This is a genomic window from Staphylococcus capitis subsp. capitis (assembly GCF_040739495.1).
Taxonomy (GTDB): Bacteria; Bacillota; Bacilli; order Staphylococcales; family Staphylococcaceae; genus Staphylococcus; species Staphylococcus capitis.
In genome coordinates this window covers 821,337-846,836 of the sequence record NZ_CP145263.1, presented here as the reverse complement: position 1 = coordinate 846,836, position 25,500 = coordinate 821,337, and the positions used below count along the sequence as shown (strand labels likewise).

Genomic DNA, 25,500 nt, shown 5'->3' with positions numbered 1-25,500 from the left:
GCAAAATTGTATAATGTATTATGAGGAGAGTAGTAGGCGAGTGAAAATAATAGATAGAAAAATTGATGAATTTGCTAACTATTTACAACGTAGGAATAACCTTAATCGTATACAATTTTTGAAAGTTCGTTTAGGTATGCAAGTAGTCGCTTCAAATATTGAAAAGACTATTGTTGTTTATGGTTTAACTCTAGTATTCCATACACTTATATACACACTAATAAGTCATTTAAGTTATTTTATAATAAGAAGTAATGCACATGGAGCACATGCAAAATCATCTTTAATGTGCCATATACAAAATATAATATTTTTTATTATTTTCCCTGTTTTAATAATAAAATCAAGTATTCCCTATTGGTTTTTATTACTATTGGCATTATTTGGTTTTTTGTTTATATGTAAATATGCTCCAGCAGCTACAAGAAAACAACCTATACCTAAACGATTGATTAATCGAAAAAGAATACTCTCTATTATTTTTTATAGTATTTTTACAGTTATATCTTTGGTAACACTAGAGCCTATAAATAAATTAATTTTATTCGGCATAACTCTAGAATCAGTTACGTTATTACCTATTTTTTTCCCTAAGGAGGATATATGATTATGAATAGCTTGTTTAATCTAATTTTTAAATTTTTCACTGTAATATTTGAATTTATCGGATTCGTAGCTGGTGCTAACCCTTGTCAACTTTATTATGACGAACCTGAAGTTCCAGAAGAATTATCTAAGCTTTATGAATAATGATTAGAAAGTGTGTATGTAATGGATGCTTTAAACTATATTCCATTTGCTGGTGTGCAAACATTATTATTATTTCTTATTATTAAAATTATTTTAGATATCAAATTTAACTTTAAGGATTATTTATTCACTTTTGGAATAATAATCCTTTCTGTTATTATGTTTAATTATTTTGGTAATAAAATCTTACCTGTTATTGTCATCATACTATTTTTATTCTTCTATAAGAAAATTAAATTATATTCATTTTTGGCAGTTTTAATGAGTAATTTAGTTTTGTATTTTACTAACTATTTATCAGTAACGTTATTTTTATACACTAGAAGAGTCATAAATAATGATACTATATCACTAATAATACATTTTGTAGCTTTTGTTTGTATTGCTTTTATATTGGCTTATTTATTAAAATTCTTATTTAATAAGCTCACTCAGTCGTACTTATCGCTTAATAAAAAATACATTACTATAATAACTATTGTTTTATTATTATCATTCGTTTTCTTTTACATAATCTCACAAACAGATATGAGTGCTAGTGATAGTCTTAGTTTATATGCTATCTTGTTAGTAGCTCTTATCGTATTTTTAAGTGTTGTGATTCTGATAATGTCAACATTTACTCTACGCGAAATGAAATATAAACGTAATCTCGAAGAAATTGAAACATACTATGAATATACGCTGCGTATCGAGAGTATTAATAATGAAATGCGTAAGTTCCGTCATGATTATGTCAACATTCTTTCTACGCTTTCAGAGTTTATTCGGGAAGATGATATGCAAGGTCTTAAAAAGTATTTCAATGAACAAATTGTTCCTATGAAGGATAATATGAAAACGCGATCTATTAAATTAAATGGAATTGAAAATCTTAAAGTTAGAGAAATTAAAGGTTTAATTACTACTAAAATTCTTCAAGCTCAAGAGAAAGCAATACCGATTAGTATAGAGGTTCCCGACGAAATAGATAAAATTGAAATGAATACTATTGAGTTTAGCCGTATTTCAGGGATTATCTTGGATAATGCCATTGAAGCTTCAGAAGCTCTTGATGATGCACTTATTCAAATTGCTTTTATTAACAATGAAGAATCTGTTACATTCATTGTGATGAATAAATGTAGCGATGATACCCCTAAAATACATGAATTATTTGAAGAAGGCTTTTCAACTAAAGGCGATAACAGAGGTCTAGGCTTATCTACGCTTAAAGAACTGACTGACCAAAATGAAAATGTCTTATTAGACACTGTTATCGAGAATGGATATTTCGTTCAAAAAGTAGAAATTATTAATACAGAAGCATAAGGATGTGAAATATAGATGAAGATATTCGTTTGCGAAGACGATCCTAGACAAAGAGAAAATATGGTTTCAATTATCAAGAATTACATCATGATTGAAGAAAAACCTATGGAACTAGCTCTCGCAACTGATGATCCTTATGAAGTGCTTGAGCAATCAAAAGAAATGAATGACATTGGTTGTTATTTCTTGGATATTCAATTAGAAGCTGACATGAACGGTATTAAACTTGGTAGTAAAATTCGTAAACATGATCCAGTCGGCAACATTATTTTTGTTACAAGTCACAGCGAACTTACATATTTAACATTTGTTTATAAAGTAGCTGCTATGGACTTCATTTTCAAAGATGATCCTTCAGAATTAAAAACAAGAATTATTGACTGTCTTGAAACAGCTCATACACGTCTTAAGTTGCTATCTAAAGAAAGTAATGTCGAAACAATTGAATTAAAGCGTGGCAGTAACTCTGTATATGTTCAATATGATGATATCATGTTCTTCGAATCTTCAACTAAGTCTCACAGATTAATCGCACACTTAGATAACCGTCAAATAGAATTTTACGGCAATCTTAAAGAGTTAGCTCAACTTGATGAACGTTTCTTTAGATGTCATAACAGCTTTGTGGTGAATAGACATAATATTGAATCTATAGATTCTAAAGAGCGTATTGTTTATTTCAAAAATGGTGAAAATTGTTTCGCGTCTGTGCGTAATGTTAAAAAAATCTAACACACTTTAAAAGACCCAGCTTACTGAACACTCTACAGTGCATAAGCTGGGTTTCTTTAAGTCTTTAATACTCTTTATTAACTTCTTCAATTGTCGGTAAACTCTCAATGGCGCCATATCTTGTTGTCGTTAAAGCTGCCACTTTATTTCCAAACTTAAGAATGCTTTTGCCTTCATTTTCAAATAATTGTGCTACATCAATCATGTCTGAAGTCAAAATACGACTAATGACAGCACCTATAAAGGCATCACCTGCACCTGTTGTGTCTATAGCTTTAACTTTGTAACCTTGATGTTCTATTGTAAATTTGTTCTTAGTGAACGCTTGTGCCCCTTTCGGACCTTTAGTATAAATAACCACAACTACGTTACCTTTAAATAATGATTGAATAGCTTTCGTTTCATCTTTAATTCCTGTAATAAATTCTAGTTCTTCATCTGATACTTTTACTACATTTGCTTTAGGAATAAATTCAAGAATTGCTTGTCGACATGCTTCAGGGTCTTCCCATAAAGGTAAGCGTACATTCGGATCAAATACTATTGTTCCATTAACCTTCTCAAATTTCTCAATCATTTTTGAATGTGCTTGTTTCATCGCACTTTCGACTAAATCCACTGAACAGAAATGTAAAATATCTTCATTAGTAACTTCTATATCTTCTATATATGAGGGGTCATATAGCATATCAGCTGATGGCTTACGATAAAAAGAAAAATCTCGTTGCCCATCTTCTTTTAAACTTACAAAAGCTAGTGCTGTATTTGCTTTGTTGGTACGTTGAATATAGTCTACACCTACTCCGATACGTTCAATGGTTTCAACAATGATGTCACCAAATGCATCTTGTCCTAATTGTGTGACCATTTCGGATTGACCACCTAATTTACTCACAGTTGCAGCTACGTTACAAGGTGCTCCGCCCACTTGGCGGCTAAATTGTTCTACATCTTTAAGTTCTGAATTTGTAACATGTGGTATAAAATCGATAAGTGCTTCACCTATTGCAAACAACCGTCTCATTTAATATCATCCCTTTAATTCATATTTCGTAAATTGTAAATATACTTGTCCTGACTCAGTAGATGCCTTGATACCCGTAGAGGCTTCATTTGGAAAAATACGGGATGTTAATACACGTTCACCATTATTACAGAATATTTCTATACTGGACGTATCTACAAAAATATGTAATTGGCTTAAAGGTGTATCTAAAATAGTTGTACGAGTTGTACCATCTACATTAGTAGGAAGTAGACCACTCTCTGAACGATCTAACGTAAGCGAATTCTCACGTTGATTATAGATAATTAATGTGGACTCATTTTTAGAACTTCTAAGCTCGAAATAAATCTCAGTTGCATCATTTTCTAGAATATCAATGATCATTTCATATTGTTTACCTTCATAAGGATGCAATTTACGATTAAATTTATTGGCATAACCTAACGCTGTTTCTTTGTTTGTTCTTAATGTTTCTAGAGCTTTTATCGGTCGTTGTTTTAACTTACCGTTTTCGAGAGTAAGTTCTCGTGGAATTGTTAAACAATGTGCCCAACCTTCACTATCTGTTGGATATTCACTTTCTGGTAACCCCATCCAACCAATTAATATGCGTTTTCCATCTTTATCTACAAATGTTTGCGGTGCATAAAAATCAAATCCTCTGTCTAATTCTTGAAATTCTTGATGATCAAATGTCATATTTTCAATATTTAAGTGACCTATCATGTATCCAGATTGATAAATATTATGATATTTGTTTCCATCCGCTTCAATCCCTTGTGGACAAAATAATATAATACCTTGTCCATCTAATTCGAAATAATCAGGACATTCCCACATGTAACCAAAATGTTTTAATTTTGTCTGAATTTCACCTAAGAATGTCCAGTTCACAACGTCTTCACTTTGATATAGGAGTAACCGACCTTGTTCATTGTTATTTTGAGCTCCTAAAATTGCATATAATTTATCATCTTTTTCAAACACTTTAGGATCTCTAAAATGGCTTGTATAGCCATTAGGTTGACCATGAATGACCGGTTTAGGAAACTTTTCAACCGATCCGTCTTCTTTAACACGAGCAATCATTTGACTTGAGAGACGATTCCAATGATTATCTCTATGGTTACCGGTATACATGTAATAAAGATGACCATTAAATTCAAATGCACTACCACTATAAACTCCATGACTATCATATTTAGTATCAGGCTCTAATATAGGACCTTGCGCTTTGAAATGTACTAAATCATCGCTTTTATAATTAAACCAATATTTTAAACCATGTACGGCTCCTAGAGGGAACCATTGATGCGATATGTAATAATGACCGTCATAATAAATTAGACCGTTTGGATCATTGAGCAATCCTGTTTCAGGCTGAATATGATATGTCTGTCTATATGGAGAAGCATCGACTTGTTGTTTTAACTTTTTGAATGTCTCCGTATCAACATCCTCTATGCGTTGATAACGTGCTTCACGTGTCCATTCTGCCATGTTTTCACTCCTAATCTCGACTGATTAATCTTTGTCTTAACTTTACTATTTTAACATATGAGCTTAATACTCCGTTGTAGATTTTTTGATTAAAAAGCACTTATTTTTGAAAATGATAACCATTATACCTAACAGATATATAGATTATCTAGTGTTAATAGCCTAATAAATTTAACTACTATATTGGTATCGGTTCCACATAGTTATAAAATAAAAATCCCTCATCTTTTACAAAATGACAGGAATTTTTATCTTAAGTTCTGTAGATTGATGATTTAATAATTGATTAATTTCTTTAAGTGCTTGCTCTCCTGCTTCTTGATAATTAAAGCAAATTGTTTCAATTACTGGAGACACTACTTGTGTCATTGGATCCCCACCAAATCCAAATATTGTATGAGGAGATAAATTTTCTTTATGGTCCGCACAATACTTGTGAATAGCCAAAGCAATTGAATCCGTAGCACCTACTATTACATCAAGTTCTGTGATATCCGACAAATACTTTTCAACATCCACCATAGCTTCTTCGTATTTAAATGAAGTTTCATAAATAATTGGCTCAATACCATATTGTTTTAAAGCGTCTATTAATCCTTTTTTACGTTTGATACCTACAGCTATATCACGTTCACTTACGCTAAATAGTGTAACTTGATGTCGACCCTTTTGACCTATCCTCATACCTATTTCAAATCCAGCTTGGTAATCGTCATGATATATACTATGTAATTTTGAATGTTCTTGTCCAACTATAATAACCGGCACATCAATTTTTTCTATAATTTGAATATGTTGTTCAGTAATATTTGTAGCCATTAATACAATCCCATCTACTTTACTCCTCGATAATGTCTCTAGTGCTGCAAGTTCTGCCTCTAGTTCTAATCCAGTGTAATTTAATAAAAGTTGATAGTTATGTAAATGACATTGATTAATGACGCCTTTAATCGTTTCATCAACTGCAAATGAATCCATACGTGGGATAATTGCGCCAATCAAATTTGTACGTCTTGCTCTTAAACTCTGCGCAAATTGATTAGGTTGATAGTCATACTCTTTTATAATTTTTGTCAGCTTTTCTTTTGTTTTATTACTAACGGAACCATTATTTAGAAACCTTGAAACTGTACTTTTTGATACACCAGCTAGCTTGGCGATATCAGAAATATTTTTCATAAGAAAACTCACCTATCATATATTCAATAACTTAAGCTTATTCTATCACATATGTAATCGCTTTAAATAATTAAATCAATCACATTTTTATTTACTAAAGTTTATTTGATATGTAAGGTGAGTTAAATTTATTTTTTGAAAATGATTTTAAAATTTCATCCGACGATTGAATTTGTTCAACTCGCCATAGAAGTAGGCCTTTTCACCGTGAACAATTTCATCGAGACCTGTTTTATCTTCTTCTGTAGTTGCTAAAGGTGTAAATGATTTAATTATTCTAGCTATGATGTAAGTAACTATTGCGCTAAATACTACAGTTGCTAGTGCCGCTGTTAATTGTATGAGAATCACTTTAAAGTCACCAGTGTATATGAGTCCATTTTCAATAGCATCATTCACTTTATGAGACTGGAACACTCCTGTTAATACTGCGCCTAAAACTCCTCCTACACCATGGATACCAAAGGCATCTAAAGCATCATTATATTGTAACTTCACTTTAATTAAATTAATAACGATGTAGCAACCGAGACCACCAATAATAGCGATAATCATGGCACTTAAATAATTAACATAACCTGCTGCTGGAGTGATAGCAACGAGACCAGATAGCGCTCCAGATAATAATCCTAAAAGACTTGTCGTCTTTTTCAAGGCATACTCTAAGATTAACCATCCTAGTGCCCCAGCACTTGCAGCAATAACAGTGTTAACGAATGAAATCATTGCAATTTGATCGAAAGTAAACGCGCTACCTACGTTAAAGCCGTACCAGCCCAACCAAACTAAAATACCTCCTATGAGAGTTATAAGTAAATTATGTGGCGTGTGTTTCTCTTGTTTCTTACCTACACCTATCATTATACCTAATATAAGACCGGACACCCCTGAGGTAATATGTACTACTGTACCTCCGGCATAATCAATAGCACCAAGCTTACTAATCCATCCTCCACCCCAAACCCAGTGAGCTACAGGACTATAAATGAGCACGACCCATAATCCAACAAAAATAAGATATGGGATAAATCTCATTTTCTCAGCAATAGAGCCTGATAAAATAGAAACTGCGATTGTACAAAACATCATTTGAAATAACATAAAGAGTGCGAGAGGGATATGAGGGCTAATTGTTTTAGAAATTGCAAAACCAACATGGTTTAAACCTAGAAATTTTAAACCACCTAACCAATCATTACCTTGATCAAAACTAATAGAAAAACCAATAATCATCCATGCAAAAGTAACGATAACTATTGCAGCCATACTTTGCATTACTGTATTTAATGCATTCTTAGATTGGATAAGTCCCCCATAGAATAAACTTAATCCTGGAGTCATTAACCAAACTAATAATGTACATAGAAATAAGAAAATTGTATCATCCATATTCATTCTTACCACTTCCTTTAGCAACATCATAATAAGTGTTTGAGGGAAGTGCAAAAATCGGTAAGATAATATTACACCATGAGTAAGATTAAGTGACATCTCAAATCAACCATTAGTATATATTAAGCATTAATAAAGCTAGCGACATCGTATAATATCACTAGCTTGTTACTCACTTATATTTAAGCTTTTTGAATAGTTATAGTCCAAGAAGCATCATCTAATTGTTCATAATTAGTTACTGGATAGCCATTTTCAGCCGCCCAATTTGGTAAGGCTTCTGTTGCTTGCGTACAATCAAAGTCTATTTTTAATTCATCACCTTGATTTAACTCTTCCATTTTCTTTTGTGCCTCAATAAGCGGAAATGGACACACCATACCAACTGTACCTAATTCATGTACCATTGTCTTTCCCTCCTTAAGTTGTCTGGGTTTGTTGACTTACTTGTTTACTTTTAGATGTTTGACTAGATGTTTGTTGTAACTTTTTCATAGGTTTAATAAAAATAAAATAACTCATAAACCATACACCTGCTATCATAGATGCTAAGCCTAACCATCCTTGCCAGCTCATCGTAGCTGTTTCGACTAACCCATTACCAATTGAACATCCACCAGCTACAGAAGCACCAAATCCCATCAATATACCACCTATAGCACTGTTACGAATAGTTTTCTTATCTGGAAGTCTCCATTTAAATTCTTTAGAACCTCTAGCAGCTACGTATGAACCAATAAAGATACCAAGCACTAATAAAACGCCCCAATCAATAAACTTAGTATTACCTGATATTAGAAAGTTAATCAAATTAGCAGATGGGGTCGTAATACCAAGTCCGTATGGTCGACCTGTTGATTCACTCATAGGCCAAGCCAGTAAAGCAATAAGTCCTACAGCAATACCTGCTATAAATGAATGGTATCTTCTTTCAAACAAATAGTGTCGAATACCTGTATACTTTTGTTTTAATTTAGGCACCATTACTTTTGGTTTACGTAAAGTTCTCACAACTAACGTAACTGTAATTATTGCTAAAATTAAAACAAGTACCCAGTTAGGAACTCCAGTTGATTGACTCACACTCGCGTTCACGTTTAAGGGTTTATTAATTGCATTCATAACTGGGAGAAGTACACCTGTTTTAGTAATTGCAGAAGTTATAGCATATAAAATTAATGCCACCCAACTGCCAATTAAACCTTCTCCCGCGCGATACCACATACCAGTGGCACAGCCACCAGCTAAGACAATACCTATGCCAAATATGAATGAACCTACGATAGTCCCTACTACTGGAAATGTATGAGCAGGGACTTTAACTATACCTAAACTTGTAAATATTAGTAGTCCTAAACTCTGAACCGTTATAGCTACAAGCAATGCGTAAAACATTTTATTACTTTTTTGGACATACATATCTCTGAAACCGCCCGCTAGACAGAATCTTGTACGTTGCATTACAAACCCTAATAATGCCCCAACAATAAGTCCACTAATTATCATCCATGTCATTTAATCACCTATTTCCGATATAAATACTAAGGTATTATACTGGAAATAATCAAATTTTGCAAACTTAATAAATTTTGACTTTTTTAAAAATTAAAGCTCAAACAGAATAAATTACTTTGTTTTCAACAAGCTTAAAAATATATGCGCTGACTCCCGAGGAAACAGGGCCAGTCGAAGCCTACAGGCTGAAACGATTTCCTTGGAAAGCATGCGCATATAGTATGTATTTTAGATTTTCTAATTTAAATAATTACAATTATATTTATTTAAGTTTATTGTATTTTCAATGCTTTGCTTAATGATTTTAAATCTTCTTTTGAAAAATGACTAAATTTATACCACTCATGATTGTTATAAAGAATGAATAATTTACTTCCTAATAGCCCCTTTGAACGCTTATATCTCACAACTTTATTAATATCTAATTCGATATCAAATGGTGTATATTCTTTACCATAAGCTTTGAATAGTAAAATATTATCATTTAATACGAGTTTCCCAGGAACGTTTACCATCTGCGGTATATGTGCTTTAAATGTACAATTTACTTCAAGTTTCACTATGGCTTGCCCCCCCTATTTTTTGATTATGTATACTATATCATTTTTCATAAAAAAGAAGCATCCTAAATAGGATGCTAAAAGTTGTTAATTATTATTACTATAGTTCTTCATAAAGAACAATAGTGATTGTAGTTCAATTCCTAAATCAATGTGGTGAACTTGTACGTCTTGAGGTGTTTTAACTCTGCTTGGCGTAAAGTTTAGTATACCTTTCACACCCGCTTCAACTAGTTGATCAGCAACTTGTTGTGCTACATTTTCAGGAGTAGTTAATATCACTACGTCTATTTCTTCTGCTGCTAGTGTAGATTTTATTTCATTACTATTTTTAACTATGACTTTGCCGACTTGTTCTCCAATCAATTCTTCTCTAATATCAAAAGCTTCTGTAATTGTCATCTCATCGTGTATTGAGAAGTTGTAAGTAAGTAACGCACGACCTAGATTACCTACACCTACTATTGCAATTTTAATTTCATCACTTTCACTCAGTTCAGACTTGAAAAATTCAAGCATACTATCAATGTTATAACCATAGCCTTTTTTGCCTAATTCACCGAAATAAGAAAAATCACGACGAATCGTTGCCGAATCTATTTGTAAAGCTTCACTAATTGCTTTAGAATTCACACGGTCAATACCCTTAGATTTTAATGTACTCACAAATCTATAATATAAAGGTAAACGCTTTAATGTAGCACGAGGAATTTTATTATTTTCTGGCATCCAATGTGTCCCCCTTGAAGTTTGAATGAATTATATTTATGTATTCAAACGTTTTATCGTGCAAGTTGTAAGGCGTTTAAATAATCAAATAATTGCCTACAATGAATACTTAAATATTATACATTATTGAATTTTAAAAATAAATATCTCAGTTTCATGTGATGCGCGAATGCTGTAAAATAAAGATAATTGAGTCAACATATAGCTTAATCGTCATACCTTATGAGGTAGATGTACCCTATTATTAAAAAATAATGCTTAACTATTTAAAATTCACATAAAATTAAAATTTTTTAAATCTTATTGATTACATATAGTCTATAACTATTTAATAGAATTAGAAAGGTGAGAATCGAATGATACTTTTACAACTTAATGACATCTCGAAATCGTTCGATGGTGAAGATATTTTTACTAATGTAGACTTTGAAGTTAAAACGGGTGAAAGAATAGGTGTCGTTGGTCGAAACGGCGCAGGTAAATCTACATTAATGAAAATTATAGCCGGCGTAGAAGGTTACGATAGCGGTCATATATCAAAAATAAAAAATTTAAAAATGGGCTATCTTACTCAACAAATGACACTTAACTCAACGGCTACAGTCTTCGAAGAGATGTCTAAACCATTTGAACATCTGAAAAATATGGAGAGCTTAATCAAAGAAGAAACTGATTGGTTGGCACAACATACGAGTGAATACGAAACACAAACTTACCAAGAGCATATGGAACGTTACGAGTCATTAACGAACCGGTTTGAACAACTCGAGGGTTATCAATATGAAAGTAAAATAAAAACAGTTCTTCATGGCCTTAATTTTACTGAGAGTGATTTTGATAAACCTATTAATGATTTTAGTGGTGGTCAAAAAACACGCCTTTCACTCGCTCAAATGTTATTAAATGAACCTGATTTACTCTTGCTAGATGAACCAACAAACCACTTAGATCTTGAAACGACAAAATGGTTAGAAGATTATCTTAAATATTTTAAAGGCGCCATCGTTATTATTAGTCATGATAGATACTTCTTAGATAAAATAGTTACTCAAATCTATGATGTAGCTCTCGGAGACGTTAAACGCTATGTAGGTAATTATGAACAATTTATTGAACAACGTGACCAATATTATGAAAAACGTATGCAAGAGTATGAAAAACAACAAGAAGAAATTCAAAAATTAGAAAACTTCGTAGAAAAGAATATTACAAGAGCTTCAACAAGTGGCATGGCTAAAAGTCGACGTAAAACTTTAGAGAAAATGGAACGTATAGACAAGCCGATGATTGACGCGAGAAGTGCCAATATACAATTCGGCTTTGAAAGAAATACAGGTAATGATGTCATGCATATTCGTGATCTTAAAATTGGATATGATTCCCCCATTACTCAACCAATTAATATTGAAGTGTTTAAGGGTGACCATATTGCTGTAATCGGACCAAATGGAGTGGGAAAAACCACTCTAATCAAAACAATCGCCAATAAGCAAGACAAACTAGCTGGAGAAATTACTTTTGGGGCTAATCTTCAAATTGGTTATTATGATCAAAAACAAGCTGAGTTCAAATCAAATAAAACAATTTTAGATTACGTTTGGGATCAGTATTCTCATATGAATGAAAAAGATGTGCGTGCTGTTCTAGGTCGTTTTTTATTTGTACAAGAAGATGTTAAAAAGATCATAAATGATTTATCTGGTGGTGAAAAAGCCCGATTGCAATTAGCTTTATTAATGTTACAAAAAGACAATGTGCTGATACTAGATGAACCTACTAACCACTTAGATATAGATTCTAAAGAAATGTTAGAACAAGCTTTAAAACATTTTGAAGGTACCATTATATTTGTTTCTCACGATAGATACTTTATTAATCAGCTTGCAAATAAAGTATTTGATTTAAATCATGAGGGTGGACAAATGTATCTCGGAGATTATCAATACTATATTGAAAAAACTGAAGAAGCTGCTGCAATAAAAGCTCAAGAAGAATTGAACAATTCTTCTCCAAAAACTAAAGATAATAATGATACCACTATTTCATCCTCATCATATTCAACTCAAAAACAACAAAAGAGTCAACAACGAAAAATCGAACGTCAAATCGAACAATGTGAAGCTAAGATAGAAGAATTTGAAACTCATATTTCATATATTGAGACACAATTAACTCAACCAGAAGTATTTAATGATCCTATTAAAGCTGCAGAATTAGCTGAGAAAAAAAATAATACCGAACAAAAATTAGAACAAGTTATGTTAGAATGGGAAGAATTACAAGAAAAATTATAAATATCCATTTATCATTGAGACACTAAAAGGTAGAATTTCTTACTTTTTAGTGTCTTTTAGTATGTTATTACACAAATTTTATTCACACTCTATATCGCTAATTTGAAAGCTATCCACACAGTTATCCTAGTTATCCACAAGTAAATTAACACTATTCCTAAAAATTATTCGAGTTATACACGGTAATATCCACACTTTTCAACAGTATTTATCCACAGTTTACACACATTTTGTTGATAAGTACGCACGTTCCCTATTGACATCTCATTTTTAATATGAAGATTTGAGTCTAAAATTTATTTATGAAATAATTTAAATATAACTATACTGAGGAGACATTTATGACTAACAATCAAACGTTCGGACTCATCGTTCTTATATTTATTATTTTAATAGCGATTGTAAATATTACCGTTTCATTTATTGAAAGAAGAAAAACAATTGCTAAAATCAATACGCTATGGGATAGAAAAGCTAAGTTAGAAACATTTATAAGACCTAATTCAAGATTTGATGCTCAATATCAAGAATATAAGGATAATTACATCGATAAACATCCTCTTATAGACGATAAAACTTGGTCTGATTTAAATATTGAAGCTCTATTTCACAAGATAAACTTTAATTTTACCGCTATTGGAGAAATGAAATTATACGCTTCATTAAGAGGAATGTTCTCGATTGATAATCAATCACTAATCAAACGTTATAGCGAGGATCAAGCTTTTCGATTAAATGTATCTTATATACTTTCTAAAATAGGCAAAACAGTTTACCCATTATTCCCTGATCAGTTAACACCAATTCCTAGGAATACGCTTTTAATGTTTTGTCCTTTATTACCAATAATTGCATTTTCAACTATATTTATTTCTCCAGGTGTAGGTGTCTTTTTATTTATTGGAAGCTTTTTCTTAAATATCGTACTTTCATTGAATTTGAAGAAGTCTTACGAACAGGATTTAAAATCAATCTTTTATACTGCTAATGTAATTAAACAATGTAAAGCTTTGTCTAAAATAGAAGGAACACCTGACATCAATATTAATTTCAATCATTTCAAGAATTCTAGTCGTTATAGTGGCTTGCTTGCTCAATTAGAATCCAATGATGTGGTAGGTAGTACGATTATGCTTATCAAATTGATGTTTATGGTAGATTATGTTTTATTCCATCTCATTCAACATAGTTATTTTAAATATCAAAGTGAAGTCAAAGAATGTTATGACTATATTAGTACACTTGATAATCATTACGCTATAGCAATGTATAGACGCACATTAACTAATTATTGTATACCTCATGCTGACGAAAACATGGAGGGTGTGCATTTTCAAAGTTTAATTCATCCATTATTAGATGAGGAAGTGGCCGTTCCTAATGATTTAAACTTGGATAGTAATCTTCTACTAACAGGTTCTAACGCATCTGGTAAATCAACATTTATGAAGGCTGTCGCATTGAATGTGATTATGGCGCAATCACTTCATACTGCTACTGCTAAGTCATTCAACTATCAACCGGGTTATGTGTCTACATCAATGGCTAATGCTGATGATGTTCTCTCAGGAGATAGCTATTTTATGGCAGAATTAAAGTCAATAAGACGACTTTTCAATATTGATACACAAACTAAAATTTATTGTTTCATTGATGAAATTTTTAAAGGTACGAATACAACAGAACGTATTGCAGCGTCTGAATCAGTACTCAGCTATTTGAATGGATTGCCAAACTATCAAGTAGTTGCTGCTACACATGATATTGAATTGTCCACCCTATTAGAAAAGGATTACTATAATTATCATTTTAATGAGTCTATTCAGAAGAATGAAATCTATTTTGACTACAAAATTAAACCAGGTAAAGCCAATACTCGAAATGCGATTGAATTACTTAGAATTACTCATTTCCCAGACGATATTTATCAACGTGCTCAAAGGCAAGTAGATGAATAAGTTAATTTTTGATAATAATTGCTAGCCTCATACAATAAAAAAGCACTATATAACGTCATATCCTTAGCTAAGTTGATACGTTATATAGTGCTCTTTTGTTTATTTAGTCATCGTAAAATCTTCAATGTCTATATTATTTTCACCATTCATAGCTAAATCACCACGTAATCCAGCTTGATATAAGTAATGACCAGCTGCACCAATCATTGCAGCATTATCTGTACATAAGGATGGACTTGGTATAGTTAAAGTAATGTTTTCTTTATTACAAGCATCTTTGAGCGCTGCTCTCAATCCTTTATTACTTGCTACACCACCTGCCACAATAAGTCGTTTAACACCATAAGATGTACAAGCATGGATAGCCTTATATGTTAATACTTCAACGACACTATTTTGAAAACTTGTAGCAACATTCTCTTCAACAATTTCTTCATTTTTCTGTCTTAAATTATGCAATTTATTAATAACCGCACTTTTTAATCCACTGAAGCTAAAATCATAGCTATCCTTTTCAAGCCAAACCCTTGGAAAATCATAAACATCGTGACCTTTAACGGCTAGCTGGTCTATTTGAGGACCGCCAGGATATGGTAAGTTTATCGTACGAGCCACTTTATCGTAAGCTTCACCAACTGCATCATCTCTGGTCTCACCAATAATTTCAAAGTTAAGGTGATCTTTCATATAAACTAACTCTGTATGTCCGCCTGAAACGATTAAAGCAATTAGTGGAAATGTAAGTGGTTGTTCTAGATGATTTGCGTAAATATGCCCAGCAATATGGTGAACCGGAATGATAGGTTTATCGTAAGCAAAAGCGAGTGCCTTTGCTGCATTAATTCCTATTAATAATGCACCTATTAATCCTGGACCTTGTGTTACTGCAATAGCATCAATCTCGTGCATAGTGACGTTTGCTGAGTCAAGTGCCTCTTCAATCGTAGCTGTTACACCTTCAACATGATGTCTACTTGCGACTTCAGGAACAACTCCACCAAATCGTTTATGACTATCAATTTGACTTAATACTGTATTAGAAAGTATTTCTTGACCATTTCTAATCACACTTACACTTGTTTCATCACAACTGGTTTCCATCCCTAGAATTAAAGTTTGTTGTGTCATTTCAAATTCACCCACATCACTAGTGCATCCTCACCTTCACCATAATAATTTTTTCTTTTTCCACCATATTCAAATCCTAAATTCTGATATACATGTTGCGCCACTACATTATCTAAACGAACTTCTAAACTCATTACTTCACAGGTATGACTTGCGTAATTTTTAACATATTTAAGTAATAATTGACCTAGTCCGTACCCTCTATACTGTTTTTTAATGGCGACTGTTGTAATTTGAGCTTGATCTATAACAATCCACATACCTAAATATCCAATAATTTTATCATCATATTCAATTACAAAATATGTTGCAAATTGATTCTGTTCTATTTCATGATAAAAGGCATCAATCGTCCATGAACTATAATTGAAGCTTTCGCGCTCTATATCAAAGACTTGAGGAACATCTTCAACACTCATTTTCCTAATATTTAATTGTTCTTCTGTTGGTCTAACCAATTTCTTTCCGCCTCTGATAATTTATGATACTTCGGTGTAAATGAATGGATATTTTCAGGTTGTTGAATTAAGGATTTCATAACTGAAGCTTTAGGTAAACTTTCAATCACTTCGCTATCTAATAAATGCTTTATATTTTCTAAATTAAACCCAATAAAAACATATTCTTGATTTAGCGCATGAAGTTTATCTTTTAAATCATTAATTGATAAATATCCATCCTCAATGATTGTAGTTAATTCACCATTAACGTATTGATAAACACCTGTATAAACCGCTTCTCTTCTTGCGTCAAAGATAGGTACTAATAATCTATGCTCATCTTTAATAGTTGCAGCAAGAGCTTTAAGTGATGACACACCATATAATCGAGTTTGTAAAGCGTAAGCTAACGTTTTAGCCACAGTCACACCGATTCTTAAACCTGTGTATGAACCCGGTCCTTCTGCAACAACTATGTCTGTGATTTCTTGTTTATCAACTTGAGACTGTTCAAATAACTTTTGAGTCTCAGGCATCAATTGAACTGAATGATTTTGTTTAATATTTGTAGTTTGTTCAATTAACACTTTTTCATCCTGCATGAGTGCAACTGATAACGGCTGATTAGATGTATCAATGAGCAGATAATTCATTGATAACAACCTCCCTTAACATTTCGTAATGTGCACCTTGTGCTTCAATCATTATTGTACGTTCATTTTCATTTATAACATTAATGTTGATTGTCAAATGTTGATAAGGTAATAAATCAGAAATAAACTGACTCCATTCAATGACTGTAACAGCATGGTCTTCGAAATATTCCTCAAATCCTAAATCTTCTTCATGGTCTTCCAAACGATAGCAATCCATATGATGAAGTTTGAGTTCATTCCCTTTATAAGATTTAATAATATTAAATGTTGGTGAATTAATAGTTCGTTTCACACCTAAAGCTTTTCCTATAAACTGTGTTAAAGTCGTTTTACCAGCACCTAAATCGCCGTTCAATAAAATTAAATCTCCTGGCTTTAGATTTTTCACTAAAACATTAGCAAATTGTTTCATCTCATCTAAATTGTGTATAGTAATCAACATTCATTCTCCTATTTACGAAGATACGTTATTGTTTCGTCCATTATTAACTCATTTATTGTAACAAATTTTAGTGTAAATTTCTTTGTGAAAATTCTAGAAACACATTTAAAATTAATTGTTAGAAAATTCTATATTTTTATTGACACGCTATTTTACTTGTAGTAAATTAAGTTTATCAAATTTTAAGACAATTCAAATTATTAAGAATACTTTACCATTCAACGAAAGGAGTATAATAAAATGACTTATAATACATCACATTATCTACCCACAACTCAAAACGTTATTATCATTTTATTATACTCGTAAGGACTCGAACTTTAGTAAGTATTACTACTAAATGTTTAAGTCCTATTTCTAGTTGAATGGGACTTTCAAACGTCCCAATAAATATTGGGACGTTTTTTATTGTTCTTAATACTTATACGGGGGAATCAAATATGCGAAGCGACATGATCAAAAAAGGAGATCAACAAGCTCCAGCGAGAAGTCTTTTACATGCTACGGGCGCTCTTCAAAAACCTACAGATATGAATAAGCCTTTTGTGGCAATTTGTAATTCTTATATCGATATCGTACCAGGACATGTTCACTTAAGAGAACTTGCTGATATCGCGAAAGAAGCTATTCGTGAAGCGGGTGCAATCCCTTTCGAATTTAATACGATTGGTGTAGATGATGGCATCGCAATGGGACACATTGGAATGAGATATTCATTACCTTCGAGAGAAATTATTGCAGATGCAGCTGAAACAGTAATTAATGCACATTGGTTCGATGGTGTGTTTTATATTCCTAACTGCGATAAAATCACTCCGGGCATGATACTCGCTGCGGTACGTACAAATGTCCCTGCAATTTTTTGTTCAGGTGGCCCAATGAAAGCTGGTCTATCTGCTCACGGTAAAGCACTTACTTTATCTTCAATGTTTGAAGCAGTCGGCGCTTTTAAAGAGGGGTCTATTTCTAAAGAAGAATTTTTAGATATGGAGCAAAATGCCTGCCCTACTTGTGGTTCATGTGCTGGTATGTTCACAGCAAATTCTATGAACTGTTTGATGGAGGTTTTAGGACTCGCCTTACCTTACAATGGAACAGCTTTAGCAGTTAGTGACCAACGTCGTGAAATGATTCGTCAAGCTGCTTTTCGATTAGTAGATAATATTAAAAATGATATAAAACCAAGAGACATCGTTACACGAGAGGCAATTGATGATGCTTTTGCATTAGACATGGCAATGGGCGGCTCAACTAATACTGTGTTGCATACATTAGCAATCGCAAACGAAGCAGGCATTGATTATGACTTAGAACGTATTAATGAAATTGCGAAAAGAACACCCTATCTTTCAAAAATCGCACCTAGCTCTTCTTACTCTATGCACGATGTACATGAAGCTGGTGGTGTTCCCGCTATTATCAATGAGTTAATGAAAAAAGATGGTACGTTACACCCAGAAAGGATTACAGTTACTGGTAAAACATTAAAAGAAAATAATAAAGGAAAGGAAATTTCAAACTTTGATGTTATACATCCTCTCGATAGTCCCTATGATCACGAAGGTGGGCTTTCAGTACTTTTCGGTAATATAGCTCCCAAAGGTGCAGTGATTAAAGTAGGTGGTGTAGATCCCTCTATTAAAGTCTTTAAAGGGAAAGCTATTTGTTTTAACTCTCATGATGAAGCTGTTGAAGCAATTGACAATCATACTGTACGTGAAGGTCATGTTGTAGTTATTCGCTATGAAGGTCCTAAAGGCGGTCCAGGAATGCCTGAAATGTTAGCTCCTACTTCCTCTATTGTTGGCCGAGGATTAGGAAAAGATGTGGCTTTAATTACTGACGGTAGATTTTCAGGTGCTACAAGAGGTATTGCAGTGGGACACATTTCCCCAGAAGCAGCATCTGGTGGCCCTATCGGATTAATTAGAGATGGAGATGAAATTACAATTGATTTAACAAATAGAAAGTTAGATGTTGACCAGCCACAAGAAGAACTTTATCGCAGACGTGAAGAGCTACAACCATTTAAAGCAAAAGTAAAAACAGGATATCTGGCTAGATACACCTCTTTAGTCACAAGTGCTAATACAGGTGGTATTATGCAAGTTCCAGAAAACCTTATTTAATTAGGAGATGATTACGATGTCTAATCAAAAAGAAAGCCCCTCTTTTACAACGGTAACCGCGATTAGTAAAGAAAATACTGATACATTAAATGTTTCTGAATCACAAGAACCAGAATACCTTCAACAACAAACTGTTAATCAAATGCGTAGTGGTTCTCAACTTTTATTCGAAGCTTTACAACATGAGGACGTTGATTTTATTTTTGGTTACCCAGGCGGTGCTGTATTGCCACTTTATGACACATTTTATGATGGACAAATCAAGCATATCTTAGCAAGACATGAACAAGGTGCAACCCATGCCGCAGAAGGATATGCACGTGTCTCAGGTAAAACTGGTGTAGTTGTTGTCACTAGTGGCCCAGGAGCTACAAATGCAATTACTGGAATCACAGATGCTCATAGTGATTCATTACCCTTAGTCGTTTTTACAGGTCAAGTAGCAACACCAGGAATTGGAAAAGATGCCTTCCAAGAAGCAGATTTACTTTCAATGACAACACCAATTACTAAACAAAATTATCAAATTAAAAATGTTGAAGATATTCCTAAAATAGTTCATGAAGCATTTCATGTAGCTAATTCAGGAAGAAAAGGTCCTGTCGTCATTGATTTCCCGAAAGACATGGGAATTTTATCAACAAACGTTGGTTTATCAAATGAAATCAATTTGCCTCATTATCAAGTTAAAAGTGAACCAGAAGATATAGACATTAAGACATTAGTTTCATATATTAGTAAATCTAAAAAGCCTATTATTCTCGCAGGTTCAGGTATCAATCATTCTAAATCAAATCAATTATTAACAGAATTTGTCACTAAATATCAAATCCCTACCGTAACCACACTATTAGGTCTTGGTGCAATACCTTACGAACATCCCCTGTTCTTAGGAATGGGAGGCATGCATGGTTCATATGCAAGTAATATGGCACTCACTGAATGTGATTTACTCATTAATTTAGGTAGTCGTTTTGATGACCGACTAGCTAGCAAACCTGATGCATTTGCACCAAACGCTAAGATAGTTCACGTAGACATCGATCCTTCAGAAATCAATAAAGTCATTCAAACAGATTTAGGTATTGTTGCCGATTGTAAACTCGTTTTAGAAGCTTTATCTTCTGAGAATGTCACAACAGCTCATCATGAAGAATGGATTCATTATTGTAAACAGAATAAGCAAAAACATCCATTCAAATACGATAAAAATGAAGATGATACATTTAGTAAACCTCAAAAGTCAATTGAATACATCGGAAAAATTACAAATGGCGATGCAATCGTCACTACTGATGTAGGCCAACATCAAATGTGGGCTGCTCAGTTCTACCCTTTCAAAGACCATGGTCAATGGGTAACTAGTGGCGGATTAGGTACGATGGGATTTGGTATTCCTTCTGCGATTGGTGCACAACTCGCTTCTCCTGATAAAACTGTCGTATGCTTCGTCGGAGATGGTGGTTTCCAAATGACTAATCAAGAAATGGCGCTATTGCCTGAATACAACCTGAACGTGAAAATAGTGTTAATCAATAATGGTACGTTAGGTATGGTTAAACAATGGCAAGACAAATTCTTTAACCAGCGCTTCTCTCATTCAGTATTTAATGATCAACCTGATTTTATTAAAATGGCTGAAGCATATGGTATCAATGGATATCTAATTGATTCATCGGACAAACTTGAATCACAAATCGATGCAGCTTTCAATCATAATGGTCCAGCGTTAATTGAAGTTCGCATCTCTCCTGTAGAACCTGTCAATCCTATGGTACCTAGTGGTAAATCTAATCACGAGATGGAGGGATTATAATGAAACGTACAATTCAATTTGTGGTCGCCGACCAAGTGAGTACATTACATCGTATTACAAGTGCATTTGTTCGATTACAATGTAACATTGATGAGCTGCATGTTAAGAGGTCAGATAATAAAGGTATTTCTAATCTAGAACTGAAAGTACATATTGAAGACTAAGCTGCTTTCAATATTGTATTAAAAAAGTTAGAACAACAAATCAATGTATTAAGTGTTACGAGTGTTTAAAAAATTGTTTGATGCGCTAGCGATGTAAAAAAATTGATGATTGAGACATAACTATCATCTTACATATTTTTATAACATAAATATTTTGAAAATTAAGAATTTTTAGGAAGTAATTGGAGGAATTCACTATGACAAAAGTTTATTATGATCAATCAGTTGAAAAAGATGCTTTACAAGGTAAAAAAATTGCAGTAATTGGTTACGGTTCACAAGGACATGCACACGCTCAAAATTTAAAAGACAATGGTTATGATGTAGTCGTTGGTATTCGACCTGGTCATTCTTTCGATAGAGCTAAAGAAGATGGATTTGATGTTTATCCAGTGAATGAGGCTACTAAACAAGCAGATGTAGTAATGATTTTATTACCAGATGAAATCCAAGGTAATGTATATAAAAATGAAATTGAACCTAACTTAGAAGCAGGCAATGCATTAGCTTTTGCGCACGGATTTAACATTCACTTTGGAGTTATTCAACCCCCTGCTGATGTAGATGTATTCTTAGTAGCACCTAAAGGTCCTAGTCATTTAGTAAGACGTACCTTTGTAGAAGGTACTGCTGTACCAGCATTATTCGGTGTACAACAAGATGCTTCAGGTCATGCACGTGATATCGCACTAAGTTATGCCAAAGGTATTGGTGCAACACGTGCTGGTGTTATTGAAACTACATTCAAAGAAGAAACTGAAACTGATTTATTCGGTGAACAAGCTGTACTTTGCGGGGGTATCCATAAATTAATTCAAAGTGGTTTTGAAACTTTAGTAGAAGCTGGATATCAAAAAGAATTAGCATACTTCGAAGTATTACATGAAATAAAATTAATCGTTGATTTAATGTACGAAGGCAGTATGGAAACCGTTCGCTACTCTATTTCAAATACAGCTGAATTTGGTGATTATGTATCTGGACCACGTGTTATCACTCCAGAAGTTAAAAACAACATGAAAACTGTATTAGAAGATATTCAAAACGGTAACTTTGCTAATCGTTTTGTTAAAGACAATGAAAATGGCTTTAAAGAATTTTACCAATTACGTGAACAACAACATGGTCATGAAATCGAAGCAGTTGGTCGTGAATTAAGAAAAATGATGCCATTTATTAAAGCTAAAAGTATTCAAAAATAATAAGGAGATGTTAAAAATGGAAAGCCATATTCAAATTTTTGATACAACACTAAGAGACGGAGAACAAACACCGGGAGTCAACTTTACCTTTGACGAAAGATTGAAAATTGCTAAGCAATTAGAAAAATGGGGAGTCGATGTCATAGAAGCTGGATTCCCCGCTTCAAGCTCTGGAAGTTTTAAATCAGTTGAATCAATTGCAAAGGCATTAACTACTACAGCAGTTTGTGGCTTAGCTAGATGTAAAAAGTCAGATATAGACGCTGTATATGAATCAACAAAGTTAGCTGCTAAACCGCAAGTACATGTGTTTATTGCAACATCCCCTATTCATTTAGAGCATAAATTAAAAATGTCTCAAGAGGAAGTATTAGCATCTATCAAAGAACATGTATCATACGCTAAACAATTTTTTGAAGTAGTACAATTTTCCCCTGAAGATGCGACTAGAACCGAAATTCCGTTCTTAATTGATTGTGTGCAAACTGCTATTGATGCTGGCGCTACCATTATTAACATCCCAGATACTGTAGGATTCAGTTATCCTACAGAATATGAACAAATTTTCAAAACATTAACCAAATCCATCCATTCTGAACAACCAATCGTTTTCAGTGCCCATTGTCATGATGACCTGGGTATGGCTGTATCTAATAGTCTGGCAGCCATTGAAGGTGGTGCACGACGCATCGAAGGTACTGTGAATGGAATTGGTGAACGTGCGGGTAATGCTGCGCTTGAAGAAGTTGCATTAGCACTTTATGTTCGACGTGATCATTATGGTATTGAATCCCAAATTAAACTTGATGAAACTAAGAAAACATCAGACCTCATATCACGATACGCAGGAATTCGAGTTCCAAGAAACAAAGCAATCGTCGGTCAAAATGCGTTTAGTCATGAATCGGGGATACATCAAGATAGTGTACTCAAACATCGTGAAACATATGAAATTATGACGCCTCAATTAGTCGGAGTAAGTACAACTGAATTACCTCTTGGTAAATTGTCTGGAAAGCATGCTTTTGCTGAGAAACTAAAATCATTAGGCTATGACATTAGCACTGAGGATCAAATCAACTTATTTAAACAATTTAAAGAAGTTGCTGATAAGAAAAAATCAGTTTCTGATCGCGACATCCATGCAATCATTCAAGGATCTGAGCATGAGCAACGAGCGATTTATCAATTAGAAAATTTACAACTGCAATATGTATCTAAAGGGCTACAAAGTGCTGTGGTCGTGATTAAAGATAAAAATGGAAAAACTTATCAAGATTCAAGTATTGGAACAGGTTCAATCGTATCTATATATAATGCTGTTGATCGTATTTTCCAAAGAAAGACAGAACTTATCGATTATAGGATTGACTCAATCACTGAAGGTGCAGATGCGCAAGCAGAAGTTCACGTTAGTTTAATCATCGAAGGTACACCAGTCAACGGTATAGGAATTGATCATGATATTTTACAGGCTTCTTGTAAAGCCTATATAGAAGCTCATGCGAAATATATTTCTGAAACACAAAAGAAAGAAGGTATTCATTCATGATTTACAAAATCGTAGCTTTACCTGGCGATGGTATAGGACCAGAAATTATAAATGGTACATTAGAGCTTCTCGAACTAATCAGTCATAAATATGACTTCCAGTATCAAATAGAACATCATCATTTTGGAGGTGCGGCAATCGATAACTATGGTACACCTCTTACTGATGAAACATTAGAAGCATGTAAATCTTCAGATGCCATTTTACTTGGTGCAATTGGTGGTCCCAAATGGTCAAATCCTAAAAATCGTCCAGAACATGGGCTATTAAAACTTAGAAAAGCTTTAAATTTATATGCAAATATACGTCCAACCATTGTAAGTGAGGGTACCAGTCATTTATCTCCATTAAAACAAGAGCGAGTTGAAGGTACTGATTTAGTGATTGTCAGAGAACTAACTAGCGGTATTTATTTTGGTGAACCAAGTCACTATGATAATCATTCAGCTCTAGATTCACTTACTTATACTCGTGAAGAAATAGAGAGAATCGTTAGAGTTGCATTTAATTTAGCTCAAAATAGAAGAAAAAAACTAACATCCGTTGATAAAGAAAATGTATTATCTTCAAGTAAACTTTGGCGTCAAGTGGTGAATGAAGTTAAAGCGGATTATCCAGATGTTGAAGTCAACCACTTGTTAGTAGATGCCTGTAGCATGCATTTAATCACACACCCTACTCAATTTGATGTTATTGTTACCGAAAATTTATTTGGAGACATTTTGAGTGATGAAGCATCAGTAATACCAGGCTCACTTGGTTTATCCCCTTCCGCAAGTTTTGGGGAACAAGGGACACGATTATATGAGCCTATTCATGGCTCGGCACCTGATATCGCTAACCAAGATAAAGCTAATCCATTTGGTATGGTGTTATCTTTGGCACTTTGTTTAAAAGAAAGTCTAAATCAAGAACAAGCTGCAATAGATCTTGAAAAACATGTATTTAAACTCATTAAGTCTGGCCATACTACAGCAGATTTAGGTGGAAGTCACAAAACTTCTGAAATATTTAAACTACTAAAGAATAATTATTTATGAAAGGG

At 33.3% G+C, this 25,500-nt stretch carries 23 protein-coding genes and 1 pseudogene; 12 read left to right on the top strand and 12 right to left on the bottom strand.

The features are described 5' to 3' along the window. Positions 1–40: 40 nt before the first annotated feature. Genes V6C74_RS04230 through agrA form a run of 4 tightly spaced genes read left to right on the top strand, consistent with a single transcriptional unit; the run spans position 41 to position 2,793 of the window. Positions 41–607: an accessory gene regulator AgrB gene (locus V6C74_RS04230; RefSeq protein WP_002453656.1), complete on the top strand. Its 567-nt coding sequence runs from the start codon at positions 41–43 to the stop codon at positions 605–607. A gap of 2 nt (positions 608–609) precedes the next feature. Beyond that, the gene (agrD, locus tag V6C74_RS04225) at positions 610–750 is read left to right on the top strand and encodes a cyclic lactone autoinducer peptide AgrD (RefSeq protein WP_029625762.1); all 141 of its coding nucleotides are present in this window, start codon (positions 610–612) and stop codon (positions 748–750) included. A gap of 21 nt (positions 751–771) precedes the next feature. Next, a complete protein-coding gene (gene agrC, locus V6C74_RS04220) occupies positions 772–2,061 on the top strand; it encodes a quorum-sensing sensor histidine kinase AgrC (RefSeq protein WP_002453657.1) in 1,290 nt (429 codons plus the stop codon). A gap of 15 nt (positions 2,062–2,076) precedes the next feature. Beyond that, positions 2,077–2,793: a quorum-sensing response regulator AgrA gene (agrA, locus tag V6C74_RS04215; RefSeq protein WP_002453658.1), complete on the top strand. Its 717-nt coding sequence runs from the start codon at positions 2,077–2,079 to the stop codon at positions 2,791–2,793. A gap of 64 nt (positions 2,794–2,857) precedes the next feature. Here the strand turns inward: agrA and V6C74_RS04210 are convergent, their stop codons facing one another. From V6C74_RS04210 to V6C74_RS04175, 8 genes are all read right to left on the bottom strand, one after another. Continuing rightward, positions 2,858–3,817 (bottom strand): carbohydrate kinase, encoded by a 960-nt coding sequence (locus V6C74_RS04210; protein WP_002453659.1) that lies wholly within the window; start codon positions 3,815–3,817, stop codon positions 2,858–2,860. 6 nt (positions 3,818–3,823) lie between these two features. Beyond that, entirely contained in the window at positions 3,824–5,299 is a 1,476-nt protein-coding gene (locus V6C74_RS04205; RefSeq protein WP_002453660.1) for a sucrose-6-phosphate hydrolase, read from the bottom strand. A 228-nt stretch (positions 5,300–5,527) separates the two neighbouring features. Beyond that, positions 5,528–6,478, bottom strand: a complete 951-nt coding sequence (locus V6C74_RS04200; protein WP_002453661.1) for a LacI family DNA-binding transcriptional regulator — start codon at positions 6,476–6,478, stop codon at positions 5,528–5,530. 147 nt (positions 6,479–6,625) lie between these two features. Beyond that, entirely contained in the window at positions 6,626–7,873 is a 1,248-nt protein-coding gene (locus tag V6C74_RS04195; protein WP_103175509.1) for an ammonium transporter, read from the bottom strand. Between the two features lie 179 nt (positions 7,874–8,052). Beyond that, a complete protein-coding gene (locus V6C74_RS04190; RefSeq protein ID WP_002453663.1) occupies positions 8,053–8,277 on the bottom strand; it encodes a sulfurtransferase TusA family protein in 225 nt (74 codons plus the stop codon). Between the two features lie 13 nt (positions 8,278–8,290). Continuing rightward, complete coding sequence (locus tag V6C74_RS04185) at positions 8,291–9,385, bottom strand: YeeE/YedE family protein (RefSeq protein WP_016898682.1); 1,095 nt, start codon at positions 9,383–9,385, stop codon at positions 8,291–8,293. A gap of 272 nt (positions 9,386–9,657) precedes the next feature. After that, positions 9,658–9,945, bottom strand: coding sequence for a hypothetical protein (locus V6C74_RS04180; protein ID WP_016898681.1), 288 nt, complete (start codon positions 9,943–9,945; stop codon positions 9,658–9,660). Between the two features lie 87 nt (positions 9,946–10,032). Then, the gene (locus tag V6C74_RS04175) at positions 10,033–10,674 is read right to left on the bottom strand and encodes a redox-sensing transcriptional repressor Rex (protein WP_002453666.1); all 642 of its coding nucleotides are present in this window, start codon (positions 10,672–10,674) and stop codon (positions 10,033–10,035) included. A gap of 356 nt (positions 10,675–11,030) precedes the next feature. Between V6C74_RS04175 and abc-f the strand changes: the two genes are divergently transcribed. Together abc-f and V6C74_RS04165 are read left to right on the top strand one after the other, a co-directional pair. Next, positions 11,031–12,968 carry a ribosomal protection-like ABC-F family protein gene (gene abc-f, locus V6C74_RS04170; RefSeq protein ID WP_016898680.1) on the top strand — a complete coding sequence of 646 codons (1,938 nt, stop codon included), beginning with the start codon at positions 11,031–11,033 and terminating at the stop codon, positions 12,966–12,968. 341 nt (positions 12,969–13,309) lie between these two features. Then, entirely contained in the window at positions 13,310–14,926 is a 1,617-nt protein-coding gene (locus V6C74_RS04165; protein ID WP_002453668.1) for a hypothetical protein, read from the top strand. Between the two features lie 99 nt (positions 14,927–15,025). On the opposite strand, the gene tsaD is transcribed toward V6C74_RS04165, so the two are convergent. From tsaD to tsaE, 4 genes are read right to left on the bottom strand one after another with little or no spacing between them, the layout of a single operon-like run. Next, the gene (gene tsaD / locus V6C74_RS04160; protein ID WP_002453669.1) at positions 15,026–16,054 is read right to left on the bottom strand and encodes a tRNA (adenosine(37)-N6)-threonylcarbamoyltransferase complex transferase subunit TsaD; all 1,029 of its coding nucleotides are present in this window, start codon (positions 16,052–16,054) and stop codon (positions 15,026–15,028) included. Continuing rightward, positions 16,051–16,512 carry a ribosomal protein S18-alanine N-acetyltransferase gene (gene rimI, locus V6C74_RS04155; protein WP_002453670.1) on the bottom strand — a complete coding sequence of 154 codons (462 nt, stop codon included), beginning with the start codon at positions 16,510–16,512 and terminating at the stop codon, positions 16,051–16,053. Before rimI ends, tsaD begins: the two co-directional genes overlap by 4 nt. Beyond that, positions 16,485–17,147, bottom strand: a complete 663-nt coding sequence (gene tsaB / locus V6C74_RS04150; protein ID WP_002453671.1) for a tRNA (adenosine(37)-N6)-threonylcarbamoyltransferase complex dimerization subunit type 1 TsaB — start codon at positions 17,145–17,147, stop codon at positions 16,485–16,487. The genes rimI and tsaB overlap by 28 nt, the downstream gene beginning before the upstream one ends. Further along, a complete protein-coding gene (tsaE, locus tag V6C74_RS04145) occupies positions 17,128–17,589 on the bottom strand; it encodes a tRNA (adenosine(37)-N6)-threonylcarbamoyltransferase complex ATPase subunit type 1 TsaE (protein ID WP_016898678.1) in 462 nt (153 codons plus the stop codon). Before tsaE ends, tsaB begins: the two co-directional genes overlap by 20 nt. A gap of 443 nt (positions 17,590–18,032) precedes the next feature. Here tsaE and ilvD point away from each other — a divergent pair, with 443 nt between their 5' ends. The 6 genes and pseudogenes from ilvD to leuB all read left to right on the top strand — a co-directional run bounded on the left by ilvD (position 18,033) and on the right by leuB (position 25,495). Beyond that, positions 18,033–19,721, top strand: a complete 1,689-nt coding sequence (gene ilvD, locus V6C74_RS04140; protein WP_016898677.1) for a dihydroxy-acid dehydratase — start codon at positions 18,033–18,035, stop codon at positions 19,719–19,721. Positions 19,722–19,737: 16 nt separating this feature from the next. Then, positions 19,738–21,537 carry a biosynthetic-type acetolactate synthase large subunit gene (ilvB, locus tag V6C74_RS04135; protein WP_002453674.1) on the top strand — a complete coding sequence of 600 codons (1,800 nt, stop codon included), beginning with the start codon at positions 19,738–19,740 and terminating at the stop codon, positions 21,535–21,537. Then, positions 21,537–21,698 (top strand): annotated as a pseudogene (locus V6C74_RS04130) (acetolactate synthase); the annotation flags it as partial. The gene ilvB and the pseudogene V6C74_RS04130, both read left to right, overlap by 1 nt. A gap of 200 nt (positions 21,699–21,898) precedes the next feature. Next, the gene (ilvC, locus tag V6C74_RS04125) at positions 21,899–22,903 is read left to right on the top strand and encodes a ketol-acid reductoisomerase (RefSeq protein WP_002453676.1); all 1,005 of its coding nucleotides are present in this window, start codon (positions 21,899–21,901) and stop codon (positions 22,901–22,903) included. 16 nt (positions 22,904–22,919) lie between these two features. After that, entirely contained in the window at positions 22,920–24,455 is a 1,536-nt protein-coding gene (locus V6C74_RS04120; protein ID WP_016898676.1) for a 2-isopropylmalate synthase, read from the top strand. After that, positions 24,452–25,495, top strand: coding sequence for a 3-isopropylmalate dehydrogenase (gene leuB, locus V6C74_RS04115; RefSeq protein ID WP_103175510.1), 1,044 nt, complete (start codon positions 24,452–24,454; stop codon positions 25,493–25,495). Before V6C74_RS04120 ends, leuB begins: the two co-directional genes overlap by 4 nt. Positions 25,496–25,500 lie beyond the last annotated feature (5 nt).